Below are 26,022 nucleotides of genomic sequence, written 5' to 3' on the forward strand. Positions count from 1 at the left end.
AGATAATCACATGGTGAGCACGGTGCAGATCTCCCGTGTGTCACCGTTCCGTCCCAACAGGCCGGTACGGCGCAGGTCATAGCGGTGGGTGGGACGGGCAGGGCCCCTTCCGCACGCCGTCGGGCGGCGTACGGAAGGGGCCCTGCGGAACAGCCCTGGAGAACGGCTCTGGAGAACGGGCCCGGGGAACGGCCCGCGGGACTCAGCGGAGTGCCGAGCCCGCCTTCCACCGCTTCCACGCCATGTTCCAGCCGCCGAGGCCGTTGTCCGGAGCGACCGTACGGTCCTTGGAGTTGACCACCTCCACCACATCGCCGACCAGGGTCCGGTCGAAGAACCAGCCGGCCGGGGTGTCGGCGCCGCCGCCCTTGGTGTCGCGCAGCCCCACGCACCCGTGGCTCACGTTCTCGGAGCCGAACGTGTCCGCGGACTCCCAGTAGTTGCCGTGCAGGAAGGTGCCCGTGGTGGTGAGCCGGATCGCGTGCGGCACGTCCTTGATGTCGTACTCGGCGCCGAACCCGACCGACCTGCCGTTCATGCGCGTCACCTCGTGCAACTCCGTCACCACCATCTTCCCGTTGTACGTGGGGCTCTTGGCGTCGCCCGCGGTGATCGGCAACGTCGACAGCAGCTCGCCGTCGCGCCGTACCTCCATGGTGTGCTCCTCCGCGTCGACCAAGGAGACCTGGGAGCGGCCCACCGTGAAGCCGAGCGTCTTGTGCTGCATACCGAAGACGCCGGGCGCCCCCTCGACGTCCCGCAGCCCCAGCTCGACCGTGACCTCGGTACCCGGCTGCCAGTACTCCTGCGGACGGAAGTCGACCCGCTCGTCGCCGAACCAGTGGGCCGCCACCTCCACCGGCGGGTCCGAGGTGATCCGGATGGCCCGCTGGACGGCGGCCCGGTCCCGGATCGTCCGGTTGAAGTCGACGGAGATGATCATTCCGGTGCCGACGGTGGCCCGGTTCTCCGGCGAGAAGTAGGCCGTGAAGCGGTCTTCCGGCACCGCCGTCGTGAAGGTGGTGTGGCGCGCGGAGCGGCGCCCCGCGCCGTCCACGGCGACCGCGTCCACGCGGTACTTGGCGGCGAGCGCGACGACCGCCCCGCCGCTCGGGCTCCACGAGCGGCCGTCCGCGGAGATCCGCCCCGGCAGCTCCGCCGGGCGCGCGTCCTCCACCTGGGTCACCTTCACCCGTTCGAGCCTGCCGTCCGGGATCCGCACCTCGATCCGGTCCGTCCGCGCGACCCCCTTCGCCCCGTCCTTCGGGGTGACGGCGATGGTGTCGGCGGAGTCGCCGGCCGGGGTGCCGGTGAGCGAGCCGTCCTTGCCCTCCAGCAGCGCGACGCCGCCGGTGCACCCGGCCAGAGCGGTCACTCCGGCGATCAGCGCCGCGATCATTCCTGCCCAGGCCGGGGCGGTCACCCTGCGAACCCGTGCCCGTTTCGTCACGTTTCTCATGACCGCCCAACGACCACCCCCCTCCCGGGGAAACGTGAGGGCGGGGCCTCTTGGGGGCAGAACAGGAGAAGGACCACGCGAGGAGCGCGCCACGGCCGGGACGCCGTGCGCGCCGGGGAGCGGGGCCCATGAGCCGCGGGAGGCCGGTCAGTGGCGAGCGCAGCCGAGCAGGAGACAGCCCATCAGGAACACACCATGGAGCAGGCCACGGAGCGAGCCACGGACCAGGTCACGGGGCGCCCGGCGGAGCACCCCGCGCGGGCGCTGCCGTCCGGCGCCCCCGCGCCCGTCGTCCGGCCGGGCGCGCCGAATCCTCTCGGGGCCCGCTACCGGGTCGGTCCTGACGGCGTCGCGGGCACGAACTTCGCGCTCTGGGCGGGCGGCGCGGAGGCGGTCGAGATCTGTCTGTACGACGACGACGGCGCCGAGACCCGGCTGCCGCTGACCGAGCTGACCCACGAGATCTGGCACGGCTTCGTCCCCGGGGTGGGCCCGGGACAGCGGTACGGGTTCCGCGTCCACGGCCGCTGGGACCCGTGGACGGGCGCGCGCTGGAACCCGGCGAAGCTGCTGCTCGACCCGTACGCGCGCGCCGTCGACGGGGAGTTCGCGCTGCCCCCGGAGGTCTACGGCCACGTACGGGACTGGCCGCAGCCGCAGGTCGCCGACACCGTGCGGGACGACCGCGACTCCGCCCCGTTCGTCCCCAAAGGGGTCGTCGTCCACGACGGCGCGCCCGACGACGGCTGGACGGACGACCGGCGCCCCAAGACGCCGCTGGCCGACTCCGTCATCTACGAGGTGCACGTACGGGGCTTCACCAAGCTCCACCCGGGGATCCCGGAGCGGCTGCGCGGCACGTACGCGGGCCTCGCGCACCCGGCGGCGATCGGCCATCTGCGGCGCCTCGGGGTGACGGCGGTCGAGCTGCTTCCCGTACACCAGTTCGCGCACGAGGATCATCTCCTGCGCCGCGGCCGGCGCAACTACTGGGGCTACAACTCCATCGGCTACTTCGCCCCGCACGCCGGGTACGCGGCGGGCGGCACCCGTGGCCGGCAGGTCGAGGAGTTCAAGGAGATGGTGCGCGCGCTGCACGCCGCCGGGATCGAGGTCATCCTCGACGTGGTCTACAACCACACGGCGGAGGCGGGCGAGCGGGGGCCGACGCTCTCCCTCCGCGGGATCGACAACCGCGGCTACTACCGGCTGCCCCCGGACGCCCGCCGGTACACCGACTACACGGGCTGCGGGAACACCCTGCACGTCGTACAGCCGCACGTGCTGCGGCTGATCACCGACTCACTGCGCTACTGGGTGACGGAGATGGGCGTGGACGGCTTCCGCTTCGACCTGGCGGCGGCCCTGGCCCGCTCCATGCACGACGTGGACATGCTCTCGCCGTTCCTCGCCGTGATCGCCCAGGACCCGGTGCTGCGCCGAGTGAAGCTGATCGCGGAGCCGTGGGACGTGGGCAGCGGCGGCTACCAGGTCGGCGCGTTCCCGGCGCTGTGGACCGAGTGGAACGACCGCTACCGCGACGCCGTACGGGACTTCTGGCGCGGCGCGCTGCCCGACGTACGGGATCTCGGCTACCGGCTCTCCGGGTCGAGCGACCTGTACGCGGCCGGCGGCCGGCGGCCGTACGCCTCCGTCAACTTCATCACCGCGCACGACGGTTTCACCCTGCGCGACCTGGTGTCGTACGAGCGGAAGCACAACGAGGCCAACGGCGAGGGCAACCGGGACGGGACGGACGACAACCGGTCCTGGAACTGCGGCGCCGAGGGCGCGAGCGACGATCCCGAGGTCAATGCCCTGCGGTGGCGCCAGATCCGCAACCTGCTGACCACGCTCCTGCTGTCGACGGGCGTGCCCATGCTGGTCGCGGGCGACGAGATGGGCCGTACGCAGCGCGGCAACAACAACGCGTACTGCCAGGACAACGAGGTGAGCTGGCTCGACTGGTCCCTGCTCGACGAGGACGGCACACAGGGCGAGCAGGGCGTGCGGGGCGCACGGGACACCCGGGAACTCGCCGACGGGGCGGAGCGCGGGCCGCTGGAGCTGCACCGGCTCGCCGTCCGGCTGCTCGCCCTGCGCCGCGCCCACCCGGTGCTGCGCCGCCGCGCCTTCTTCTCCGGCCGCCGGCAGGCCCCGGACGGGCTGCGGGACCTGGCGTGGTTCACCCCGTACGGCGCGGAGATGACCGAGGCGGACTGGTACGCCCCAGGCGCTGCGCCGCTCGGGCTCTTCCTCTCCGGGCGCGACATCCCGGGGCGGGACGCGCGGGGCGAGAAGATCACGGACGACAGCTTCCTGACGGTCCTGCACGCGGGTGCCGAGCCGGTGGAGTTCACGCTGCCCGGGCCGCCGTGGTCGGGCGCGTACGAGCTGGTGGTGGACACCGCGCGGCCGGACCAGCGGGCGGCGCCGGGGACGGTGCACAAGGGCGGCGCGGTGGTACGGGTCCCGGCTCGGGCGGTGCTGCTGTTCCGGGTGACCGCGTGAGCGGCGGCCCGCGACGGCGGAGACGCCGGGGGCCGTGGGGTCCTGGCACCGTGGGGGCCGTCAGCCGAGGATGCCCCGGTCGTAGCCGGCCGCGACCGCCGCCGCGCGGTCCTTCACGCCGAGCTTGGCGTAGAGATGGGTGAGATGGGTCTTCACCGTCGCCTCGCTGATGAAGAGTTCGGCGGCGATCTCCCGGTTCGGCGTACCCCTGGCGACCCAGCCGAGGACCTCGCGCTCGCGCGCCGACAGGGGTTCGCCCCCGGCGGCGGCCGGGGACCTCACGTGCGAGACGAGGCGGGAGGCGACGGCCGGTGAGAGGACCGTACGGCCGTCGGCGGCGGCCCGTACCGCCGTGAACAGCTCCTCGCGCGGGGCGTCCTTGAGTAGATAGCCGGTCGCGCCCGCCTCGATCGCGGGGAGCGTGTCGGAGTCCGTGTCGTACGTGGTGAGGACGAGGACCCGGGCGCGGGCGCCCCGGCGGCCGAGTTCGGCGATCGCGTCGACCCCGCCGCCGCCCGGCATCCGCAGGTCCATCAGGACGACGTCGGGGTCGAGACGGGTGGCGAGCGCGACGCCCTCGACGCCGTTCGCGGCCTCGCCGAGCACCCGGAAGCCGGGCGCGGACTCGAACATGCCGCGCAGACCGTCCCGTACGACAGGGTGGTCGTCGACGACGATCAGTGTGATGATCCGGTCCTGCGCACCGGTCCCGCCGGTTCTGTCAGCGGTTCTGTCAGTGGGGCTGTCAGTGGGTCTGTCACTGGGTCTGTCAGTCATGGCGCACCAACGGTACGCGAGCCGAGACCGCCGTCCCCTCCCCCGGTGCCGACTCGACGGTGACCGTGCCCGCGAGGCGTTCCGCCCTGGCGCGCATCCCGGCCAGGCCGAAGCCGCCCGTACCGGAGCGCGGGGGCGGCGAGAGCGCGTCGAAGCCGCGGCCGTCGTCGCGGATGTCGAGGGTGATCTCGTCGCCCATGTAGGAGAGCGTGACGCCCACGCGCCGGGCCGCCGCGTGCCGGTCGGTGTTGGCCAGGGCTTCCTGGGCGATACGGAGCAGGGTCGCCGCGACCTCGTCGTGGAGCGGCTCCTCCGTGCCCGTGACCGTGAACCCGGCCCGCAGTCCGGAGCGTTCGGCCCAGCCGGAGACCGTCTTGCGGAGCGCCTTGGGCAGTGTGTCGTGCTCCAGCTCGGCCGGGCCGAGATTCTGTACGGACCTGCGCGCCTCCCCGAGGCTGTGCCGGGCGAGGTCGGCGGCCCGCTTCAGATGGACCCGGGCGAGCGCGCGGTCGGGGGTGAGGGTGACCACCTGGAGCTGGGCGATGATCCCGGCCAGCCCCTGCGCGATGGTGTCGTGGATCTCGGCGGCGAGCCGGCGGCGCTCGTCGGCGACGCCCGCCTCCCTGGCCTGGACGAGCAGTTGGGCCTGGAGTGCGGCGTTCTCGGCGAGGGCCTGCTCCAGCCGGGCGTTGGTGCGCTCCAGCTCGGCGATGGTGGCGGCCTTCTCCCGTACGTTCTCGGCCTCCCGCTCGGCGAGATGACCGAAGATGAGCACGAGGGAGCAGTGCAGCAGGAAGAGCGCCGCGAGGACGAAGGCCTGGAGAAGGGAGTCCGGCGGCAGCCCCCCGGACTGCGAACCCGCCATGGTGACGGCCGTGACCAACATGCCGGCGCGGGTGTACCGCCGGGGCATGAGCCGGTCGACGTCGAAGTACCCGAGGATGGCGTAGATGGAGTAGAAGGGGTGCAGCCAGGTGAGCGCGAACGCGAGGACCGTACGGGACACGTAGTAGAACTGGGCGGGCCGGGACTGCGCGGGCACCCGGTCGCGGGTCCGGTGCCACCAGAGCTGGAGCACGAGGGCCGAGAGCAGCAGCGCGGCGCTCGGGACGGGCGCGCGGTCACGGTCGACGAAGACCGAGATGGCGGTGGAGAGCGCGAGCGTGGCGTACGGGCCCCAACGATAGAACTGCGCCCAGCGCTCCTCCACGGAGACGGACGGGGGCACGGAGGCGGACGCGGGCACGGACGCGGATACGGGCGCCTCTGCGGGCGCCGGTACGAGCGCGGGGGGCGGGGAGGTCGCGGAGGTCGGGGTGCCGGGCATGTCCACAGTGTGCCCGCGCGTCGCCACGGTGGCGCCGTCGCTCATCCGGCTCACTCCCACCGGAACCGGCGGGCCGCCACGGCCGTCAGCACGACCGCCCACAGCGCCGTCACCCCGAGATGGCTCCAGCTCGGCCAGTCACCGCGCGTCGCCTGGTCGAGCGCCTGGGAGGCGGCGCCGAAAGGGGTGAGCTCGACGATGTGGCGCAGGGTGCCCGGCATCGTCTGTACCGGCAGATAGACGCCCGCCGCGAACATCGAGGGGAAGAAGGCGGCGGAACCGACGGCTCCGGCGATCTTCTGCGTACGGGAGACCGCCGTCACCACCGCGCCCAGCGCGAGGGCGCTCGCCGTGGCGAGGACCAGGGCCACCGCGTAACCGGCGAGCTGAGCAGGCAGTTCGACACCGAAGGCGATTCTGCCCACCAGGATCACCAGGGCGGCGGCGCAGAGCGCGGCGACCCCGTGCAGCAGGATCTGGGCGCCGAGCAGGGAGGCGGGCCGTACGGGGGTCGTCGACATCCGGCGCAGGATGCCGCGTTCGCGGTAGCCGGTGAGAACGGGAGGCATGGCCTGGAGCCCGGCCATGATCATGGCGAGCAGGACACCGACGGGCACATAGAGGTCGATGACGCGCCGGCCGCCGAGTGAGTCCGAGCTCTCGCGGAAGGAGGGGATCAGCCCGAGGATCGTCGTCAGGAGGGTCGGGAAGAGGACGACCCAGAAGAGGCTGCCGGGCTCACGGAGGAAGAGCCGGGCCTCGGCCCTGACGACGAGGGCGGTGGCGGACGAGGAACGGGGAGCGGCGGTGGCGGGAACGGACATCGGTCAGACCTTCTTTCCGGCGGGGTTCACGGCGGCGGTGCGGCGCACAGGGACCGTGGGGTCCGGCGTCTCCGATGTCTGCGTGAGGTCAAGGAACGCGTCGTCCAGGGTCGCCTCGGTGACCCGGAGCTGGCGCGCCGTGACGCGGTGCCGGGCGAGCAGGGTGATCACGGCGTTGACGGTGTCGTCCGTCCCGTTGATCACCACACGGCCGCCCCGGGTGTCGACGGAGGCCGCCTGCGGCAGCGCGGCCAGCTCCGCGTCGTCGAGCGGCGCCGAGGGGGTGAACGAGATGACGGTGGACGCGGCCGAGCGGCCGATCAGCCCGGACGGGGTGTCGAGCGCGGCGATCCGGCCGCCGTCGATCACGGCGATCCGGTCGCAGAGGCGCTGGGCCTCCTCCATGAAATGGGTGACCAGCAGCACGGTCACGCCGGAGTCCCGGACCTCCTCGATGAGGCTCCAGGTGTCGCGGCGGGCGCGCGGGTCGAGGCCGGTGGTCAGCTCGTCGAGGACGACCACGCGCGGATTGCCGATCAGCGCGAGCGCGATGAACAGCCGCTGCTTCTGGCCGCCGGAGAGCTGCGCGAACCGGGTCGTCAGCCGGGAGGTGAGGCCGAGCCGTTCGGCCAGGGGCCGCCAGTCCGCGGGCTCCGGGTAGAACGCCGCGTACAGCTCCAGCGCCTCCCGTACGGTCAGCTTGGCCTGGAGCTCGCTCTCCTGGAGCTGCGCGCCGAGGATCCGGGTCACGCGGTCGTGGTCGGCGACCGGGTCGAGCCCGGCGACCCGGACCGTGCCCCCGTCCGGGGCCCTGAGGCCCTCGACGCACTCGACGGTGGTCGTCTTGCCGGCGCCGTTGGGCCCGCGGATCCCGAAGATCTCCCCCTCGTCCACGGTGAAGGAGACGCCGTCCACGACGGTTCGGGCGCCGTACACCTTGCGCAGGCCGTTGACTTCGATGATCGCCATGAGGACGAGGGTCCCGCGCGGCGACGGTGAGCGGCATCGGCCATCGCGCTCGAACTACCGTCATCCGATCGGTTGATGTGGTGGTACGACCGGACGAGAGTGGCAGGAAAACCACATGAGCGTTGTCAGTGCCGGACCGTAGGCTCGCTCTGATGACCGAAACAGATGCACCTGCCAAGGACCGGACCGGGGAACGCCCCGGGGAGCGGTCCTCCTCCGTCCGTTCGCTGCTGCGGCTGTGGCCGTACGTACGACCGGTGCGCAGGCGTCTCTTCTGCGCGGCGGTCGTCGCGATAGTGGCGTCGTGCCTGGGGCTGGTCATGCCGCTCGTCCTGAAGTGGATGGTGGACGGCCCGGTGACGGACCGGGACCCCGGGGGCGTCTGGCTCGGCGCGCTGGCACTGCTGGGACTGGGGGTCGCGGAGGCGCTGCTGTTCGGGCTGCGGCGGTGGCTGGTGGCCCGGCCGCTGGCGGGGGTGGAGGCGGCGATGCGCGCCGATCTCTACCGCCATCTGCAACGGCTGCCGGTGTCCTTCCACGACCGCTGGCCGTCGGGCCAGTTGCTCTCGCGCGGCACGACGGACCTCATGCTGCTGCGGATGTTCCTGGCCTTTCCCCTGACCTTCCTGCTGGTCAACGGGGTGACGATTCTGATCGGCTTCGTCATTCTGCTGCTCCAGGACTGGTCGTTGGGGCTGGTGCTGCTGCTCCCCGTCGTACCGCTGGTGATCGTCTGTTCGCTCTTCGAGACGCGGTACTCCCTGGTCGCGCGGAAGGCGCAGGACCAGGTCGGTGATCTGACGACGGTGATCGAGGAGAGCGTGCTCGGCATCCGGATCATCAAGGGGTTCGGCCGCCATCGCAGCCAGGCGCTGGCCTTCCGTGAGCTCGCGCGACGACTGCGCTCGACGGAGCTGGTCAAGGCGCGGCTGCTGGCCGGGATCTGGGCCGTCATCGTGACCGTTCCGGAGCTGGCCATCGGCGCGGCGCTGGTGCTGGGCACGATCCAGGTGGCGGACGGCGGTCTCTCGGCGGGCACGCTGGTGGCGTTCCTGTCGACGGCGCTGGCGCTGCGCTGGCCGGTGGAGTCCATCGGGTTCCTGCTGGCGATGAGCCAGGAGTCGGCGACGGCGACCGACCGGTACTTCGAGGTGATGGACGTACGGGAGGAAGAGGAAGCGGAGGCGGAGGCGGGCGCGGGTGCGGGCGCGGGTGCGGGTACGCCCGGAGCGGCGGCGGGCGGCACGGAGGGCGGGATGCGCTTCGAGGGGGTCTCGTTCCGCTATCCCGACGCCCCCGCCGACTCGGCGCCCGTCCTGGACCGGATCGATCTGCACATCCGGCCCGGCGAGACGATGGCGCTGGTCGGGGCCACGGGTTCGGGCAAGACGACGCTGACCGCGCTCGTACCACGGCTGCACGAGGCGACGGCGGGGCGGATCACCCTGGACGGGCAGGACATCACGGAGCTGCCCAGACGGCGGCTGCGGGAGCTGGTGTCCGTGGCCTTCGAGGAGCCCACGCTCTTCTCCGCGACGGTCGGCGAGAACGTTCTGATGGGCGCCGCCGACCTCGGGGAGGACGCGCTGCCGCGCGCGCTGGACGTGGCACAGGCGGACTTCGTCGAGGCGCTGCCGCACGGCACGGAGACCGAGGTCGGCGAGCAGGGCCACAGCCTCTCCGGCGGCCAGCGCCAACGGCTCGCGCTGGCCAGGGCGGTGGCCGGCCGACCACGCTTCCTCGTGCTGGACGACCCGCTCTCCGCGCTGGACGTGCACACGGAGGCGCGGGTGGAGGCGGCGCTGCGGCGGGTCCTGCGGGACACGACGGCGCTGGTCGTGGCACACCGGCCGTCGACGGTGCTGCTCGCCGACCGGGTGGCGTTGATCTCCGGGGGGCGGGTCGCCGCCGTGGGGACGCATCAGGAGCTGCTGCGGAGCAGCACGGAGTACGCATGGCTGATGTCCGGGGCCTCCGCGCCCGTTGAGGAGAGTGTCCGATGACGACGTCGACCACGACGGACGGGCACGGCCCGGAACCCGATCCGGAAACGGAAGTGGAGGCGGAGGCCCGGCGGGAGCCGGCCGCCGTCCGCTCCGTGAGCCTGGACAAGGACCGGGCCAGGGACCTGGACCTGTACCTGGAAAAGGACAAGGCGACCCCCTCGCCGTCACCACCCCCGTCGCCATCCCCGCTCTCCTCCGACGCGGACGATCCCTTCGGGAAGGACGCGCTGCCCACGCCTCCAGGAGCCACCGGCGCCCTGCTGCGGTCGTTGCTGAGCGCCCGGCGTACGAAGGTGGCCGTGGCCGCGCTGCTCCTGCTGCTCCAGCAGGCCGCGATGCAGGCCGGGCCGCTGCTGGTCGCGTTCGCCATCGACCGGGGCGTGCCCGCGTTCCGCGACGGGGACAACGGGCCGCTCTACACGGTCGGCGTGGCCTATCTGATCTGTTCGGCCGGGTCGGGGGCCCTCCAGTACGCGTTCATCCGGGCGGCCGCCCGGATCAACCAGGACGTGCTCCTCGACCTGCGCGGCCGGATCTTCCGCCACGCCCAGGCGCTGAGCGTCGACTTCCACGAGCGGTACACGTCGGGGCGGCTGATCTCCCGGTCGACCACGGACGTCGAGTCGCTGCGGGAACTGCTGAGCGAGGGCCTCCAGGAACTCATCGGTGTGGTGCTGGCCTTCGTCTACATCTCGGCGATGCTGCTCTATCTGGACGTGGGGCTCGGCGCGCTGGCCGTCGCGTCCTTCGTCCCGCTGTATCTGCTCGTACGGCTCTACCAGCGGCGGGCGGCGCTCGCCTACTCCCGGCGCTCCACCGCGATCGCGGCCGTCATCGTGAAGTTCGCGGAGACGATGAACGGCATCAGGCCGGTACAGGCGTTCCGGCGCGAACGCGCCAACGACGCGGACTTCCGGGCGCTCAACCACCGACACGAGCGGAGCAACGGCGACGCGATCCTGGAGATGGCCCGTTATGTGACCGGCTCCCGGCTCGTCGCCAACACGGCCGTCGCCGGAATCGTCCTCTGGGGCGCCTACCGGGTGGCGGACGGCACCCTGCCGCTCGGAGTGCTCGCGGCGGCGGCGCTGTATCTGCGGCGGTTGTACGACCCGATCGACCGGCTCGGGATGTTCCTCAACTCGTACCAGTCGGCCGCCGCCTCCATGGAGAAGATCGCGGGTCTGCTGGCCCAGACGCCCTCGGTGCCCGAGGCCGCGCAGCCGAGGGAACTGCCGGTGCTGGACGGCGGATTCCCCGGCCGGGCGGCCGTCTTCGAGGGGGTGCGCTTCGCGTACCGCACGGGCGGCGAGGTCCTGCCCCGCTTCGATCTGACCATCCCGGCGGGCCAGACGGTCGCGGTGGTCGGCTCGACGGGCGCGGGCAAGTCCACCCTGGCGAAGCTGCTGGCCCGGTTCTACGACCCGACGGAGGGCCGGATCCTGCTGGACGGCGTCGACCTGCGCGAGCTGGACACGCCCGAGCTGCGGCGCGGGGTGGTGATGGTGACCCAGGAGGCGTTCCTCTTCTCCGGCACGGTCGCGGAGAACATCGCCATCGGCCGCCCGGACGCGGGCCGCGCCGAGATCGAGGCGGCCGCCAAGGCGATCGGCGCGGACGACTTCATCAGCGGTCTGCCGGACGGCTACGACACGGACGTACGGAAACGGGGCGGCCGGATCTCGGCGGGCCAGCGCCAGTTGGTCGCGTTCGCCCGCGCGCTGCTCGCGGACCCGGCGGTGCTGATCCTGGACGAGGCGACCAGCTCGCTGGACATCCCGGGCGAGCGTGCCGTGCAGCGCGCGATGGACACGGTGCTGCACGGGCGTACCGCGGTGGTCATCGCGCACCGCCTCTCCACGGTCGAGATCGCGGACCGGGTCCTGGTGATGGAGCACGGCCGCATCGTGGAGGACGGCCCCCCGGCCGAGCTGATCGCGGGCACGGGCCGCTTCGCGGGCCTCCACCGCGCGTGGCGCGACAGCCTGGCCTGAGAGCCCGCGGGTGGGCGGCTTCCGCGTTCCACGGCAGGTCGCCGCACCGTGGCGACCTGCCGCCAGGGCCCGGTGGACCGGTGGACCCGGTGGGCGTGGCAGCAGGTCTCGCTGTCAGGTCAGCCGCGCACGATGACCCAGCCCTCCGCGGTGAGCAGAGGAAGGATGCCGGCCAGATGAAGTGCCCGGCCGCGTCGTCGGGGGAGACCGAGGCCACCGGCAGGCCGAGGTGGCGCCCGATCACCTCGGCCACGGTACGGTTCGGCACCCGGGCCCGGCGGACTTCCGGGAGCTCGTACGCGACTCGCCGGCCCAGCTGAAAGCCGTCACCGCGGGCGGCTGACGGCCGGCACCGGCCGTAACGGTTCTCCGTCGTGACCGGGCCTCCGCCGCGGCCGGTACACCGCCGTGACCGGGCCTCCATCGCGGCCGGTTCTCGACCGTAAAGGTTCCCCGGTGTCAGGACCCGGGGGCTGCTACCCGACCCCCTCGGCGGCCAGTTCCCGTACCTCGGCCGGCAGGGTCGCGTCACGGGCCAGGCGGGCCAGGGCCGCCTGGCCGGACGGGAGTTCGGGGGTGAGCCGGAGCAGCCACACGGCCTGTTCGGCGGCGACGCCCCGGGTCGCGTACCGTTCCGCCAGCTCGACCGCCCAGGGGGTGAGCGCCGTGGTGTCGTCGACCATCAGGCCGCACCACCGCAGCACCTCCTCCGCGATCCAGGCGGAGATCCGGAGGGTCCAGCGCGCCGTGAAGTCCGTGGTGTCCAGGCCCGCCCGCGCGCACCGCGCCTCCGCCTCGGCCATACGCCCCCGGGTCACGTCGCGCGCGTACGGCATGAGGTCCCGCAGCACACTCCTCGCCTCGACCCAGTCGGGCAGTTCCTCCCCCTCGCCGAGGTCCTTCGCCCGTACCTCGGCGGGCGGCTCCGGCACGGCGAGGGGCCGCGCCGGGAGACACGCCTCCAGTACGGCACGGGCGAGGGCGAGGTTCTCGGCGCTCTCCGGGGTCTCCGGCGGCCAGCCGAAGCCGGTGTCCCAGGAGTACGGGACCGCCCGCACCGCCTCGGGCAGCAGCGGCGTGGCGTCGCCCACGACGCTGCCCGCGACGTCGCCCGCACCGTCGCTCCTCGCACCGCCGTCCTTCGCGCCGTCGTCCTTGGTCACGAGACCCCCAGGTATTCCATCGCGCTCTTGGGATCCTTCATCTTGCCCGAGTCGCGCGCGGCCTGCTTCTCCGCCGAGCTCTTCGCGTTCCACGCGGCGTCCAGGTCCTTGAGCTGCTTGGGGGTGAGGTCCTGGCCGGCGATCCGGGCCCCGAGGCCGTTGTCCGCGATGGTCCGCGCGGGGGTGCCCTCCGGGGTCTCGCCGGTCTTCCTGTCCTTCTGGAAGCCGTCGAAGATCTTGTCCCAGTCCTTCTGCGTCTGGATCTCGTACCGCGCCGCCCTGGGCGGGTTCGCCCCGTCCTGCTTCGCCCACTTCCCGAGCCTCTCCGCCTGGGCGGGCAGGGATGCCTGGGTGGTGGCGTTGGCGGTGTTCTTGACCTCCGCGACGTGGATGTTGCCGTCCTTGCCCTTGTAGACGACGTCCGCGTCGTCGATGCCCTTGAGGTCGGCGGTGGTGCCGTCCCCGAGGTTCACCGACTGGCGGCCCTTCTTCTCACCGACGGCCGCGTACACCTTGGTGCCGGGCGCGGCCTCCAGATCGGCGGCGCGCTTGGCGGCGCGGACCTCGGCCATGGCCTCGGCCAGCTGGTGACGGTCGTTCGCCTTCAGGACGGTCGCACCGAGGGAACCGCGACTCTGGTTCTCGATGCCCTTGGTGTTCAGCATCTCGGAGAGGTCGTCCAGCGCCGCGGCCAGCTCGTCCTTGCCGAACTCGCCCCGCCGCAGATCCGGGTTGTCCTTGGCCTTCGCGGTGAGCTTGTCGATCCCGCCCTCGTTGAGGGTGTAGCGGTCCTCCTTGGGCGTCTTCTGCCTGTCCTTCGCGTCCTTGATGGTCTGCTTGGCCCGGTCGGCCGCGTCGACGAGTTCCGCGCCGTCCGCCGCCCGGTCGGCGTCGTCCGCCTCCCGCTGCGCCTCCCGCGCGTCGTCCGCCTCCGCGCCCTCGCACCGCTTCGTGCCGCCCTCCGCGAGGACGATCAGCGGAACGGAGGCACGGGCCGAGGCGAGGACCCCGGTGCCGGAGCCGGCCACCCCGGCCGGACCGCCGCCGGCGCCAGGACCGCTGTCGCCGCCGGTCGGCACCCCGCCGTACGGGACGCGCAGCGCGCCGCCCAGCGCGATGCTGCAACTCCCCTTCTCCTCGACCTGCTTCGCCGCGTCGTCGGCGTGCTGCTGCGCCTCGTCGGCCGCCTTGCGGGCGCCCTTGGCGTCACCGAGGCCCGCCGCCTTCCGCGCCTTGCCCGCGGCGTCCTTGGCCTTCTCGGCACCCTTGGCGATGGCCTGGGCGATCTTGCCCAGCTTGCCGAGTTTGCTGGTCTTCCCGGCGACCTTCGCGACGTTGTAGCCGGGGATGAAGAGCGAACCGATGTTCCAGGCAACGTTGGTGACGGCCTGGGTCTTCTCGCCCCGGTTCCAGGTCTCGCGTACGTCGTCCCCGATGAACATGTCGTCCAGGACCGTGCCGCCGGTCTTGAGCGTGGCGCCGGTCCAGTCGCCCAGCGCGCCGAGGTAGTCGCCGTCGCCCCACTTGTCGGAGGCGTCCTTGGAGTCGTCCGACCACTTGTCGCCGAGCGACTTGCCGTAGTCGAGGATGCCGTTGAACGTGTCGATCGGGTGGATGACCGTGTTGAACAGGTCGGTGACGTCACCCCAGACACCGTCGACGAACAGGCCCTCGCCGACCTGCCCGAGCTTGTCCCAGGTGCATCCCCAGAAACCGGAGCAGTCGGCCTTCTTGTCGTCGCCGCCCCCCTCGCGCCGCTCCTCCTCGCCGGGCGCGAAGATGGGCTCGTACGGGTCGGTGGGGTCGCCCGCCTCGTCGTCGGAGCCGCCCGGGATGTCATCGCCCGGGGCGTCCGCCGTCCCCCCGGAGGTGTCCGCGCCTCCCGCGCCCTCCGTCCCTCCGGTGCCGCCGGTCCCACCCGTGCCGCCCGTCCCTCCGGTGCCGCCGGTCCCACCCGTACCACCAGTGCCGCCGGTGGCGCCGCCCGTCGTACCGCCGGTGGCACCCCCCGTCGTACCGCCCGTCGTACCGCCGGTCCGGCCGCCCGGGTCGCCCTGGCCGCCCGGGTCGCCCTGGTCGCCGCCCGCCTCGATCGCGCTGTCCCCGCCGCCCTCCGCGGCGCAGGACAGGTCGAGGACCGAGCAGATACGGGCCTGCACACCGCCGCCGATCTGCGCGGCCCCCAGCACCAGGCCCCCGATGACCGCCACGACGACCAGGACGAGACCGAGGTACTCCATCGCCGTCTGACCGCGGTCCCGCCGCCACGTGATCATGTGGGCGAACGAGAACGGCGGGTCCGCGAGCCGCTCGCGCTCCGACAGGTCGAACCACTCACGGCTGCGCACCCGGCTCAGCAGCGTCAGGATCGCGATGGGCAGCACCAGTTGGGTGAGGCCCGCGACCGACCCGTCCCGGATGTTGGCCAGACCGCCGAGGATCAGCCACACCTGGACCGCGATCAGCCCCCACCAGACCCGGACCCCGCCGACCCCCGCCTGCCGCGCCAGCACCCAGCCGGCCACCCCGGGCACGGCGGCCCAGGCCACCGCCCCGATCAGCACCCCGTCCACCGCGCCGAGCAGCACGGCGGTCAGGAAGATCCCGAGCCCGCCGAGCAGCGTCGCGCCGAACAGGACGTACACCAGCAGCCGCGCCAGCCGGAGCTGCCTGGGCATGGGTTGCGGAACCGACCGTGGAACGACACCAGAAAATGACATGTCTGACCTCAAACTGCCCCGGTGAAAGGGCCGTTCATGGTGGCGCACATCGCCCCACCCCCCGTTCGGGTGAGCGTAACGGCCGTGGCACAGGCGCGTCATGGGCCCCAGGACCCAATCCAGGGCCCAACAGACCGGATCGGGTCAACCGGATCCGGACAGGACGAATATCGAAATTTTGCCAAACCGGGAAATTCTCCGGTGTGTCGCGTTACCAACTCTTGGGGTTCTGCAAATCTCTTCCCGTAGCCCCCACCCACCCCGTCCCGGATTCCGCCGAGGAATCCACTCCGGACAGAGGAGAGCCATGCTTTACGGCAACGCCCTGCGGGAAGCGGTTCAATCGCCCCGCACCACACCGCTCATCGGTATTTACGACATGTACTCGGCCTCGATCGCGGCCCAGCACTACAACGGATTCTTCGTCTCGGGATTCGGCTTCGCCGCCTCGCACTACGGGCTTCCCGACATCGGATACATCGCGTGGCCCGACATGGTGGCCTTCGCCGAACGGCTGCGGCTCGCCTTCCCCCGCCACCACATGCTGGTGGACATCGACGACGGTTACGTCGACCCCGAGGTCGCCTGCCACGTCGTGCAGCGGCTGGAGCGCGCCGGGGCTTCCGGGGTGATCCTGGAGGACCAGAAGCGGCCCCGCCGCTGCGGGCACGCGGACGGCAAGCTGATCCTGCCCCTGGAGGAGTACCTGGCCAAGCTGGATCTGGTGCTGCGCAGCCGGGAGGACCTGCTCGTGGTGGCCCGTACGGACGCCACGGAGGAGGCGGAGATCATCCGGCGGGCCGAGGCCCTCGCGGAGACCGACGCGGACGTCGTCCTCGTCGACGGGGTGCGCAGCGTCGAATGGATCCGGAAGATCCGTTCGGTCGTCGGCGACAAGCCCCTGCTCTTCAACCAGATCGCGGGCGGAAAGTCGCCGCGGCTCTCGCTCACCGAACTCTCGGAACTCGGCGTCGATGTCGCCATCTACAGCACGCCGTGCCTTTTCGCCGCGCACGGCGCGATCGACAGCGCGCTCATCGATCTGAAAATGGATGACGGGCGGCTGCCCGACACCCGGGAAACCGGCGCCATCGGAGTACAGGGCGCGACGGAACTGCTGGAGAAGAACATCAGCAGACATCACGACGTCCGCCATTCCGTGGCCGTTCCCGCCTCCGTCTGACGGGGCCGCGGAACCTCGTGTCGTCGAACCTTTTCCGGGCCGGCACCGGCCGGCACCGGAACACCACCGGCGGTTCCCGCCTGACACGCGGCTCCGCCGTGGGCGTCGTCGCCATGGCGGGCGTGAGCATCCTGTGCGCGGGCGCCGGGGCGCAGGCCGATGACGACGACTCGTCGGAGTCCGGGCCCGTCGCCGGGCGGAACGTCGGGCTCGTCGTGATCGACAACTCCCACGCCGATTCCTGGCTGGAGGTCGACCGCACGCTCAACACGCTGATCAGCAGCAAGGGGACGGCGGGCAGCGACCACGACGGGGGCGGCGGCGCGATCGACGTACGGACCGGGGACACCTCCGGCACCGCACCCGCACCCGCACCGGCGCCCGCACCGGTCACGGCGCCCGCGCCCGCACCCGGTGCAGGACAGGGACAGGGACAGGCACAACCACCGGCCTCCGCACCCGAGTCCGGGACCGCGTCCCCCTCCGACCAGGCCCGGCCGCCCGCACCGGCCGGGGCCCCGCCCCCCGCACCGGCCCCCGCGCGGGCCGCCAACTCCACGCCCTCGCTGCTCGGGTGGATCGCGCAGATCGGCCACCCCCCGTGGCAGGGCGACGACGGCGAAGGTGATTGACGTGAACCAGAAGTCCCGGCCGCCGTCCTGGCCGGGCCGGCTGAGGAAGGCGGTCGACCCCTACGTGGCCGCCCTCCTCGGTACGGTCGTGCTCGCCGCGCTGCTCCCCGCGACCGGCCGCGCCGCCGTGGCCGTCGGGGGCGCCGCCGACCTCGCCATCGGGCTGCTCTTCTTCCTCTACGGAGCGCGGCTCTCCACCCGGGAGGCGCTGGACGGCCTGCGCCGGTGGAAGCTCCATCTCGTCGTGGGCGCGGGCACGTTCGCGCTCTTCCCGCTGCTCGGTGTGGCCGCGGGCGGCCTCGTACCGTATCTGCTCACCGACCAGTTGCACATCGGTCTGCTCTTCCTCTGCGTCGTCCCCTCCACCGTCCAGTCCTCGATCGCCCTCACCTCCACCGCCCGGGGCAATGTGCCGGCCGCGATCTGCGCCGGCACGTACTCCAGCCTCGCCGGGATGGTCGCCACGCCGCTGCTGTCCGCCTGGCTGATCGGCGCCACCGCCACCTTCTCGGCGGAGCGGCTGCTCGCCATCGCGGTCCAGCTGCTGCTGCCGTTCCTCGCCGGACAGGTGCTGCGCCGCTGGATCGGCGGGTTCGTCGGGCGGCACAAGAGGGGACTCGCCCTGCTGGACCGGGGCTCGATCCTGCTCGTCGTGTACACGGCGTTCAGCCTGGGCGTGGCCGAGGGGATCTGGCAGCAGATCACTCCGGCGCGGCTGGCCGGCCTCCTCGGTGTGGTGGCGGGCCTGCTCGGGCTGGCGCTCACGGCGACGGCGTACGCCGCCCGGCGGCTCGGCTTCGACCGGGAGGACCGGATCACCATCGTCTTCTGCGGCTCGAACAAGAGCCTCGCCACGGGGCTGCCCATGGCGGCGGTGCTGTTCGGGGCCTCGGCGGGCCCGGTGATCCTGCCGCTGATGCTCTACCACCAGCTCCAGTTGATGGTGTGCGCGGTCCTCGCGGCCCGCTGGGCCCGGCAGGCCCCGCGACCGGCGGAATCCGCACCCGCCGCGGGGGCCGGTACGGTGTCCCGTCCGCCCGCGCGGAGCACGGCGGTCTGACCGGGGGCACAGTACAGAACGCGCCACAGTACAACCGGCTCCGGGCGGGTCTCGCCCGGAGCCGGTTGACGTTCCGTTCACATCCCCCCGCCCGTCCCGACGCGCAGGCACCGCAAGCGTGTTGACCGGTGAAACGTCCGCTTAACGAACAGGCAATTTCGGGCAGCGAACGAATTCCGGCCAACTTCTTGACGCGCCCCTGACAGGGGCGCGTCACTGCTGCCACTCTTCCCCCGTTCTCCGCACCGCCCGCACCGCCCCGCTCCACACAGCTCCGCGTGCACTGTCCGGGTGACCCACCGAGCCGCCCGGTCCCCCCTCGCAGAAGGAGTTCGCGTGAGACCCACGCACAGACCCCGTCGGCGCGCCACGGCCACCGGCGCCCTGATCGCCGCAGCAGCCCTTCTCACCGTCGGCGTCCAGGCCGGCACCGCCGCCGCGCAGCCGGACAGCGCGCCCGCCGCCCCCGTCGCGGGCAAGGCCGATCCGGGTGCGCTGCCGCGCACGCTCTCCCCCGCCCAGCGCGCCGCCCTGCTGCGCGACGCCGACGCGACCAAGGCGGAGACCGCCGGGGAACTCGGCCTCGGCTCCCAGGAGAAGCTGGTCGTCCGCGATGTCGTCCAGGACGTCGACGGCACCACGCACACCCGCTACGAGCGCACCTATCAGGGGCTGCCGGTCCTCGGCGGTGACCTCGTCGTCGCCGAGACGAAGGCGGGCACGACGCAGTCCGTGAGCAAGGCGTCCAAGTCCACGCTCACGAACGTCAGCACCGAGGCCGACGTGGCGGCCCCGGTCGCGGAGAAGCAGGCGCTGAGCGCCGCCGTGGCGGAGGGTTCGAAGAAGACCGAGGCCGAGCGCGCGCCGCGCAAGGTCGTCTGGATGGCGCAGGGTTCCCCCACCCTCGCCTACGAGACGGTCGTCGGCGGCCTCCAGCACGACGGCACCCCGAACGAGCTGCACGTCGTCACCGACGCGGCCACCGGCAAGAAGCTGTACCAGTGGCAGGCCGTCAAGAACGGCGTGGGCAACACCCAGTACAGCGGCCAGGTCACCCTCGGCTCCACCGCGTCGGGCTCGACGTACAACCTCACCGACGGGGGCCGCGGCAACCACCGTACGTACAACCTGAACCGCGGTACGTCGGGCACCGGGACGCTCTTCTCCAACTCCACCGACACGTGGGGCAACGGCCTGCCCGCCAACCTGGAGACGGCGGGCGCCGACGCCGCGTACGGGGCGGCCGAGACGTGGGACTACTTCAAGAACGTGCACGGCCGCACCGGCATCCGCGGTGACGGTGTCGGCGCGTACTCCCGCGTCCACTACAGCAGCGGCTACGTCAACGCCTTCTGGCAGGACTCCTGCTTCTGCATGACGTACGGGGACGGCTCGGGCAACACCCGGCCGCTGACCTCCATCGACGTGGCCGCCCACGAGATGTCCCACGGGGTCACGGCCAACACGGCCGGCCTGATCTACAGCGGTGAGTCCGGCGGCCTCAACGAGGCCACCTCCGACATCTTCGCCGCGGCCGTCGAGTTCTACGCGGACAACCCGAACGACCCGGGCGACTACCTCGTCGGCGAGAAGATCAACATCAACGGCAACGGCACGCCGCTCCGCTACATGGACCAGCCGAGCAAGGACGGCGCCTCCAAGGACTACTGGTACTCCGGCATCGGCGGCGTCGACGTCCACTACTCCTCGGGCCCGGCGAACCACTTCTTCTACCTGCTCTCCGAGGGCAGCGGCGCCAAGACGGTCAACGGGGTCTCGTACAACTCCCCGACCTCCGACGGGCTGCCGGTGACCGGCATCGGCCGGGAGAAGGCCGAGCAGATCTGGTTCAAGGCGCTCTCCACCAAGTTCACCTCCACGACGAACTACGCGGCGGCCCGCACCGGCACGCTCGCGGTCGCCGGTGAGCTGTACGGCACGACCAGCGCCGAGTACACGGCCGTGCAGAACGCGTGGGCCGGCATCGCGGTCGGCCCCCGTCCGGGCAGCGGCGGCACGGGCCAGGCCTTCGAGTCCACGACGTCGGTCGCCATCCCGGACAACGGCGCGGCGATCACCTCGCCGCTCGTCGTCTCGGGCGTCACGGGCAACGCCCCGTCCACCCTCCAGGTCGACGTGAACATCACGCACACCTGGCGCGGTGACCTGGTCATCGACCTGGTCGGGCCGAGCGGCACCTCGTACCGGCTGAAGGCCTCCAGCAGCGGGGACTCGGCGGACGACGTGATCGAGACGTACTACGTCAACGCCTCGTCCGAGGTCGCGAACGGCACCTGGACGCTGAAGGTCCAGGATGTCGCGTCCCAGGACACGGGCCGGCTCAACAGCTTCAAGCTCACCTTCTGAAGGCTCACCTTCTGAAGTTCAGCTCCTGAACTTCATCTCCTGAAGGTTCATCTCCTGAGCCGTCGTTCCACGGAAGCCGCCCGGGGTGCCTCTGCGCCCCGGGCGGTTTCACGTCGCCGGGTCGGCGGCGCGGACGAGCTGGCGCAGCGCGCCGTAGAAGACCTCGTGGTCCACGACCGCGGGGAGGATCTCCGGGAGATGTCCGGTGAGCACCGGGAACTCCTCGGGGTCCAGCGCCGCCAGTGCCGTACGGGTCGCCGCCACGCTCCCCCGGGGATCACGGTGGTCGACGAAGGTGGCACTGCCGAGAGTGAGCAGATACATCCGGCGGTACGCGGCGATCGCCTCGCCCGGTGTCATCCCGGCGGCGACGCTGTCGGCGAGCTGCGGCTCCACCAGCCTGCCCAGCAGCCGGGGGCCGAGCCACGGGCGGCTGCCGCGCAGCGCGAGCAGCCCGGGGTGCGCGGTCAGCGTCGCGTACAGCGCCCGGAAGCGGGTCTCGGTCGCCTCGGCCCAGCCGGTGTCCGGCGGGATGGCGGGGAGGTCCCCGGCGAGATGGTCCGCGCAGAGGTCGAGCAGCCCGGCGAGGTCGGCGCAGCGGCGCTGGACGGTGGCGTGGGCGACACCGAGGCGGGCGGCGAGCGTGCGGAAGCTCAGCGCGCCGGGGCCGTCCGTGTCGATCATCGCCAGCGCGGTGGCGGCGATGCGCTCCGGGGTGGCGGCGTCGAGGGAAGCGGATTGCCTGGGCATGGGAGCCAGCGTACGGTACACCGTATCGGACCATCCACCGGTCCCCTCGGCCCCCGTTCCAAGAGCCCCGGGGGCCGGAACCTCGCGCCCCACCGGCAGGAGCCAGCACATGCCCGGAATCACCTACGACGACGTCAAGCAGGCGGCGGACCGCGTCGCCGGGCACGTCCGCCCCGTGGCCCTGGCCCCGGCGGACCCGGTGTCCGAAGGCGGTGCGGAGATCTGGCTGGCGCTGGAGTACCTCCAGTACACCGGCAGCTTCAAGGCCCGTGGCGCGCAGAACTTCCTCCGCGCCCACCGCGCCTCCGGCACCCTGCCGGCCGCGGGCGTGACCATCGCCTCGGGCGGCAACGCCGGGCTCGCCTGCGCGTGGGCGGCGCGGCAGCAGGGCGTACGGGCGACGGTCTTCCTGCCGGAGTCGGCCCCGCCGGTGAAGGTCGGCCGGCTCCGGTCGTACGGCGCCGACGTGCGGCTGACCGGGGCCACGTACGGCGAGGCGCTCGCGGCGTGCGAGGAGTTCGCCGCCACGAGCGGCGCGCTCGCCTCGCACGCGTACGACCATCCGCTGATCGCGGCCGGCGCGGGCACCCTGATGGAGGAGATCCACGCCCGGCTGCCCGAGCTGGACACGGTGGTGGTGTCCGTGGGCGGCGGCGGGCTGTTCACGGGCGTCGCCACCGCCGCGCTGCACCACGGCGTGCGGGTCGTGGCGGTCGAGCCCGAGCACTGCCGGGCCCTGAACGCGGCGCTGGAGGCGGGCCGTGTAGTGGACGTGCCGGTCGACTCGGTCGCCGCCGACTCCCTGGGCGCGTCCCGTGCCTCGGCGATGGCCCTGTCCACCGCCGGGCGGGACGGGGTGCGTTCGGTCCTCGTACCGGACTCCGCGATCACGGCGGCCCGGCAGTCCCTGTGGGACGGCCACCGGATCGCGGTGGAGCACGCGGCGTCGACGGCGCTGGCCGCGCTCACGCACGCCCCGGAGGAGGGACGGTACGGCTACCGGCCCGCCCCCGGGGAGCGGGTGTGCGTGGTGCTGTGCGGCGCCAACACGGACCCCGGCTCGCTCTCCTGAACCGGCGTTCCGGCCCGGCGGCTCCGCAGTCGCGGCTCCCCCGTGCGGCTCAGCGCATCAGCACCCCCGCGCCCTCCCCCGTCGCCTCCGTCGGCAGGGCCACCAGCCCGAGGTCCGCGCTGGTGGCCAGCAGCGGGTGCGCGGGCAGGACGCGGACGGTGTAGCCGTAGGGGCCCGTACGGTCCAGGGCGAGCGGGCCCTCGTACACCCAGCGGCCCTCCAGGTCGGGGCCGCCCGCCGGTTTGAGCGGGAAGGGCCGCGCGTCCACGAGCGCGTCGTCCGTGCCGACCCGGCCCGCGACGGCCTGCACCTCGACGTCGTCCGGGCGCAGTTCGCCGAGGCCGACACACACCCGGAGGGTGAGCGTGGAGCCCAGCTCGGTACTGCCCCCGGCGCCGGTGGCCGCCACCGCCTCCACGTGGTCGACGGAGACGTACGGCCAGAGCGTGCGCGTCCGGTACTTCCAGGCGGCCAGCTCCGCCGCCGTACCGCCGTCGAGCGCGCGGTGGGCGCGGGCGGCCGGGGCGTAGAGCCGCTCCACGTACTCCCGCACCATGCGTCCCGCGAGCACCTTCGGCCCCAGGGTGACCAGGGTGCGGCGGACCATCTCGATCCAGCGGCCCGGCAGTCCGTCGGCACCGCCCTCGCCCCGGTCGTAGAACCGGGGCGCGACACGGTCCTCGATGAGTTCGTAGAGGGCGTTCGCCTCCAGGTCGTCCCGGCGGTTCTCGTCGGCGCTCGCGGCGTCGGCCGTGGGGATCGCCCAGCCGAAGTCGGGCTCGAACCACTCGTCCCACCAGCCGTCCAGCACCGACAGGTTGAGGCAGCCGTTGAGCGCGGCCTTCATTCCGCTGGTGCCGCACGCCTCCAGCGGGCGCAGCGGGTTGTTGAGCCAGACGTCGCAGCCGGGGTAGAGCTTCTGCGCCATGCCCATGCCGTAGTCGGGCAGGAAGACGATGCGGTGCCGTACGCGCGGGTCGTCGGAGAACCGCACCAGTTCGCGCACCAGCCGCTTCCCGCTGTCGTCCGCCGGATGCGCCTTCCCCGCGACGACGATCTGGACCGGCCGCTCGGGGTGGAGCAGCAGCTCCGTGAGGCGGTCCCGGTCGCGCAGCATGAGCGTGAGGCGTTTGTACGAGGGGACGCGGCGGGCGAAGCCGATGGTCAGGACGTCCGGGTCGAGGACGCCGTCGATCCAGCCCAGTTCGGCGTCCTCGGCGCCGCGCAGCCGCCAGGAGGCGCGGAGCCGTTCGCGTACCTCGGCGACGAGCCGGGCGCGCAGCGCCCGGCGTACGTCCCAGAGGTCGGCGTCCGGGGTCCCGGTGAAGTCGGGGAGGTCCGCGGTGCCGGGGTGGTCGGCGCCGTCCCGTCGGGTGCCGAGGCGGGTGATCTCGGGGGCGGTCCAGGTCGGTGCGTGCACCCCGTTGGTCACGGAGGTGATGGGCACCTCCGCCGGGTCGAAGCCCGGCCAGAGCCCGGCGAACATCTCCCGGCTGACGGCCCCGTGCAGGGTGGAGACCCCGTTGGCGCGCTGGGCGAGCCGCAGCCCCATGACCGCCATGTTGAACAGGTTCGGTTCGCCGCCGGGGTAGCTCTCCGTGCCGAGGCCGAGTACCCGTTCCACGGGTACGCCGGGCAGTTCGCCGTCGTCGCCGAAGTGGCGGGCGACCAGGTCGCGGTCGAAGCGGTCGATGCCGGCCGGGACGGGGGTGTGCGTGGTGAAGACCGTGCCGGCGCGGACGGCCTCCAGCGCGGCCTCGAACCCCATGCCCGTACCGGAACCGGGGGCTCCGGTGCCGGACAGGGCCTCGGCCGGGGTGCTGACGAGTTCGCGGATGCGTTCCAGGCCGAGGAAGCCGGCGTGCCCCTCGTTGGTGTGGAACACCTCGGGCGCGGGGTGGCCGGTGAGCCGGCAGTAGGTACGGAGCGCGCGGACGCCGCCGATGCCGAGCAGCATCTCCTGGAGGAGGCGGTGCTCGCTGCCGCCGCCGTAGAGCCGGTCGGTGACCTCGCGTTCGCCGGGGCCGTTCTCCTCGACGTCCGAGTCGAGCAGCAGCAGCGGGACGCGGCCGACCTGGGCCTGCCAGACGCAGGCGCGCAGCGTGCGGTGGCCCGGCAGGGCGAGGGTGACCCGCGCGGCGGTGCCGTCCGCCTCGCGCAGCAGGGTCAGCGGCAGCTCGTTGGGGTCGAGGACGGGGTACTGCTCCTGCTGCCAGCCGTCCCGTGAGAGCGACTGGCGGAAGTAGCCGTGCCGGTAGAGCAGTCCGACGCCGATGAGCGGTACGCCGAGATCGCTGGCGGCCTTGAGGTGGTCGCCGGCGAGGATGCCGAGGCCGCCGGAGTACTGCGGCAGCGCGGCCGTGACCCCGAACTCCGGCGAGAAGTAGCCAATGGCGGCGGGCAGTTCGGCGGACCCGCCCGCGCTCCCGCGTACGCCCCCTTCCCCGCCGGTCTCCCCCACGCCGACGGCACGCTCCTGGTACCAGCGGGGACCGCGCAGATAGGTGTCGAGATCGGCGGCGGCGGCGGTGAGCCGGTCGAGGAAAGCACCGTCGGCCGCCAGCTCCGCGAGGCGCGCGGCGGAGACGCCACCCAGCATCCGTACGGGGTCGGCGCCCGCGGCACGCCACCCGGCGGGATCGACGGACTCGAAGAGTTCGCGGGTCTCCGTCCGCCATGACCAGCGCAGATTGCGGGCGAGGTCACTGAGGGGTTGGAGCGGTTCTGGCAGGACGGGGCGGACGGTGAACCGACGGATTGCCTTCACGTGTTCCACCTTCGCAACCGGGGGGTCGGACAGCCGGACGTCAGAAGAGCCGCAGCGGACACACCGCAGGGTGCGTCCGCCTCTCCTCGAAGGTAGCCCTACCCCGCCGCGCGGGACCACGGCGCACACGTGGCCGCGAATGCACTCCATTCGCTCCCTCCCCGGTGGTTTCCCCGGTTGTCCCGTCGGTGATATCCGGGACGTGGTGGGGACATCGGCGCCGGGACACCGGAGCGGTCCGGTGCCGCGACACGCGGCACCGTCCTTATCGGCCGAAACCCACCCCCTCACGGCATGCATGTCCCGATCCGGCCGGAGTAGGAGGAGTTAACACACCACTGGATTACCGCCCCGAAACGAGTGGGAAGGCTCCAGCGGTACCTACCGCACACGAGCGCGTCTCGTCCCGATTTCCAGCGCTATTCGAGTGAACGCGGACAG

The 26,022-nt window shown here is 72.5% G+C and carries 17 protein-coding genes; 8 read left to right on the plus strand and 9 right to left on the minus strand.

Features of this window, described 5'->3' with window-relative positions:
• Positions 1-202 precede the first annotated feature (202 nt).
• Positions 203-1,459, minus strand: coding sequence for an Ig-like domain-containing protein (locus ACFTZC_RS20245; RefSeq protein WP_382891534.1), 1,257 nt, complete (start codon positions 1,457-1,459; stop codon positions 203-205).
• A gap of 195 nt (positions 1,460-1,654) precedes the next feature.
• On the opposite strand from ACFTZC_RS20245, the gene glgX reads away from it, so the two are divergent.
• Positions 1,655-3,970 (plus strand): glycogen debranching protein GlgX, encoded by a 2,316-nt coding sequence (gene glgX, locus ACFTZC_RS20250; RefSeq protein ID WP_382891639.1) that lies wholly within the window; start codon positions 1,655-1,657, stop codon positions 3,968-3,970.
• 60 nt (positions 3,971-4,030) lie between these two features.
• On the opposite strand, the gene ACFTZC_RS20255 is transcribed toward glgX, so the two are convergent.
• From ACFTZC_RS20255 to ACFTZC_RS20270, 4 genes are read right to left on the minus strand one after another with little or no spacing between them, the layout of a single operon-like run.
• On the minus strand, positions 4,031-4,747 hold the full coding sequence (locus ACFTZC_RS20255) for a response regulator (protein ID WP_382891536.1): 717 nt from the start codon (positions 4,745-4,747) through the stop codon (positions 4,031-4,033).
• A complete protein-coding gene (locus ACFTZC_RS20260; protein WP_382891538.1) occupies positions 4,740-6,074 on the minus strand; it encodes a sensor histidine kinase in 1,335 nt (444 codons plus the stop codon). The genes ACFTZC_RS20255 and ACFTZC_RS20260 overlap by 8 nt, the downstream gene beginning before the upstream one ends.
• Before the next feature lie 50 nt (positions 6,075-6,124).
• Positions 6,125-6,898 carry an ABC transporter permease gene (locus ACFTZC_RS20265; protein WP_382891540.1) on the minus strand — a complete coding sequence of 258 codons (774 nt, stop codon included), beginning with the start codon at positions 6,896-6,898 and terminating at the stop codon, positions 6,125-6,127.
• Between the two features lie 3 nt (positions 6,899-6,901).
• Entirely contained in the window at positions 6,902-7,867 is a 966-nt protein-coding gene (locus ACFTZC_RS20270; RefSeq protein ID WP_382891542.1) for an ABC transporter ATP-binding protein, read from the minus strand.
• A 152-nt stretch (positions 7,868-8,019) separates the two neighbouring features.
• On the opposite strand from ACFTZC_RS20270, the gene ACFTZC_RS20275 reads away from it, so the two are divergent.
• Positions 8,020-9,870, plus strand: coding sequence for an ABC transporter ATP-binding protein (locus ACFTZC_RS20275; protein ID WP_382891544.1), 1,851 nt, complete (start codon positions 8,020-8,022; stop codon positions 9,868-9,870).
• Entirely contained in the window at positions 9,867-11,867 is a 2,001-nt protein-coding gene (locus tag ACFTZC_RS20280; protein WP_382891546.1) for an ABC transporter ATP-binding protein, read from the plus strand. Before ACFTZC_RS20275 ends, ACFTZC_RS20280 begins: the two co-directional genes overlap by 4 nt.
• A gap of 476 nt (positions 11,868-12,343) precedes the next feature.
• Here the strand turns inward: ACFTZC_RS20280 and ACFTZC_RS20285 are convergent, their stop codons facing one another.
• Both ACFTZC_RS20285 and ACFTZC_RS20290 read right to left on the minus strand, forming a co-directional pair.
• The gene (locus tag ACFTZC_RS20285; RefSeq protein WP_382891548.1) at positions 12,344-13,030 is read right to left on the minus strand and encodes a hypothetical protein; all 687 of its coding nucleotides are present in this window, start codon (positions 13,028-13,030) and stop codon (positions 12,344-12,346) included.
• Positions 13,027-15,708 (minus strand): hypothetical protein, encoded by a 2,682-nt coding sequence (locus ACFTZC_RS20290; RefSeq protein WP_382891550.1) that lies wholly within the window; start codon positions 15,706-15,708, stop codon positions 13,027-13,029. The genes ACFTZC_RS20285 and ACFTZC_RS20290 overlap by 4 nt, the downstream gene beginning before the upstream one ends.
• A gap of 349 nt (positions 15,709-16,057) precedes the next feature.
• Between ACFTZC_RS20290 and ACFTZC_RS20295 the strand changes: the two genes are divergently transcribed.
• The 4 genes from ACFTZC_RS20295 to ACFTZC_RS20310 all read left to right on the plus strand — a co-directional run bounded on the left by ACFTZC_RS20295 (position 16,058) and on the right by ACFTZC_RS20310 (position 20,992).
• Positions 16,058-16,933, plus strand: coding sequence for an oxaloacetate decarboxylase (locus tag ACFTZC_RS20295; protein WP_382891551.1), 876 nt, complete (start codon positions 16,058-16,060; stop codon positions 16,931-16,933).
• A 17-nt stretch (positions 16,934-16,950) separates the two neighbouring features.
• The gene (locus ACFTZC_RS20300) at positions 16,951-17,565 is read left to right on the plus strand and encodes a hypothetical protein (RefSeq protein WP_382891553.1); all 615 of its coding nucleotides are present in this window, start codon (positions 16,951-16,953) and stop codon (positions 17,563-17,565) included.
• Positions 17,558-18,625, plus strand: a complete 1,068-nt coding sequence (locus tag ACFTZC_RS20305) for a bile acid:sodium symporter family protein (RefSeq protein WP_382891555.1) — start codon at positions 17,558-17,560, stop codon at positions 18,623-18,625. Before ACFTZC_RS20300 ends, ACFTZC_RS20305 begins: the two co-directional genes overlap by 8 nt.
• 336 nt (positions 18,626-18,961) lie before the next feature.
• Positions 18,962-20,992, plus strand: a complete 2,031-nt coding sequence (locus ACFTZC_RS20310) for a M4 family metallopeptidase (RefSeq protein ID WP_382891557.1) — start codon at positions 18,962-18,964, stop codon at positions 20,990-20,992.
• Positions 20,993-21,100: 108 nt separating this feature from the next.
• Here ACFTZC_RS20310 and ACFTZC_RS20315 read toward each other — a convergent pair whose 3' ends face one another.
• Positions 21,101-21,742, minus strand: coding sequence for a TetR/AcrR family transcriptional regulator (locus ACFTZC_RS20315; protein WP_382891559.1), 642 nt, complete (start codon positions 21,740-21,742; stop codon positions 21,101-21,103).
• A gap of 109 nt (positions 21,743-21,851) precedes the next feature.
• On the opposite strand from ACFTZC_RS20315, the gene ACFTZC_RS20320 reads away from it, so the two are divergent.
• The gene (locus ACFTZC_RS20320) at positions 21,852-22,814 is read left to right on the plus strand and encodes a threonine/serine dehydratase (protein ID WP_382891561.1); all 963 of its coding nucleotides are present in this window, start codon (positions 21,852-21,854) and stop codon (positions 22,812-22,814) included.
• Between the two features lie 49 nt (positions 22,815-22,863).
• Here ACFTZC_RS20320 and glgP read toward each other — a convergent pair whose 3' ends face one another.
• Positions 22,864-25,581 (minus strand): alpha-glucan family phosphorylase, encoded by a 2,718-nt coding sequence (gene glgP, locus ACFTZC_RS20325; protein WP_382891563.1) that lies wholly within the window; start codon positions 25,579-25,581, stop codon positions 22,864-22,866.
• Positions 25,582-26,022 lie beyond the last annotated feature (441 nt).

Origin of the sequence: Streptomyces sp. NPDC056987 (assembly GCF_042673865.1) — a bacterium.
Lineage (GTDB): Bacteria > Actinomycetota > Actinomycetes > Streptomycetales > Streptomycetaceae > Streptomyces.

Bases quoted from the DNA above. Each gene is read 5' to 3' on its own strand.
- ACFTZC_RS20245 (WP_382891534.1), bottom strand. From the start codon at position 1,459: ATGAGAAACGTGACGAAACGGGCACGGGTTCGCAGGGTGACCGCCCCG.
- ACFTZC_RS20320 (WP_382891561.1), top strand. From the start codon at position 21,852: ATGCCCGGAATCACCTACGACGACGTCAAGCAGGCGGCGGACCGCGTC.
- ACFTZC_RS20265 (WP_382891540.1), bottom strand. From the start codon at position 6,898: ATGTCCGTTCCCGCCACCGCCGCTCCCCGTTCCTCGTCCGCCACCGCC.
- ACFTZC_RS20315 (WP_382891559.1), bottom strand. From the start codon at position 21,742: ATGCCCAGGCAATCCGCTTCCCTCGACGCCGCCACCCCGGAGCGCATC.
- ACFTZC_RS20290 (WP_382891550.1), bottom strand. From the start codon at position 15,708: ATGCCCAGGCAGCTCCGGCTGGCGCGGCTGCTGGTGTACGTCCTGTTC.
- ACFTZC_RS20270 (WP_382891542.1), bottom strand. From the start codon at position 7,867: ATGGCGATCATCGAAGTCAACGGCCTGCGCAAGGTGTACGGCGCCCGA.
- ACFTZC_RS20260 (WP_382891538.1), bottom strand. From the start codon at position 6,074: ATGCCCGGCACCCCGACCTCCGCGACCTCCCCGCCCCCCGCGCTCGTA.
- ACFTZC_RS20280 (WP_382891546.1), top strand. From the start codon at position 9,867: ATGACGACGTCGACCACGACGGACGGGCACGGCCCGGAACCCGATCCG.
- ACFTZC_RS20255 (WP_382891536.1), bottom strand. From the start codon at position 4,747: ATGACTGACAGACCCAGTGACAGACCCACTGACAGCCCCACTGACAGA.
- glgX (WP_382891639.1), top strand. From the start codon at position 1,655: ATGGAGCAGGCCACGGAGCGAGCCACGGACCAGGTCACGGGGCGCCCG.
- ACFTZC_RS20295 (WP_382891551.1), top strand. From the start codon at position 16,058: ATGCTTTACGGCAACGCCCTGCGGGAAGCGGTTCAATCGCCCCGCACC.
- ACFTZC_RS20275 (WP_382891544.1), top strand. From the start codon at position 8,020: ATGACCGAAACAGATGCACCTGCCAAGGACCGGACCGGGGAACGCCCC.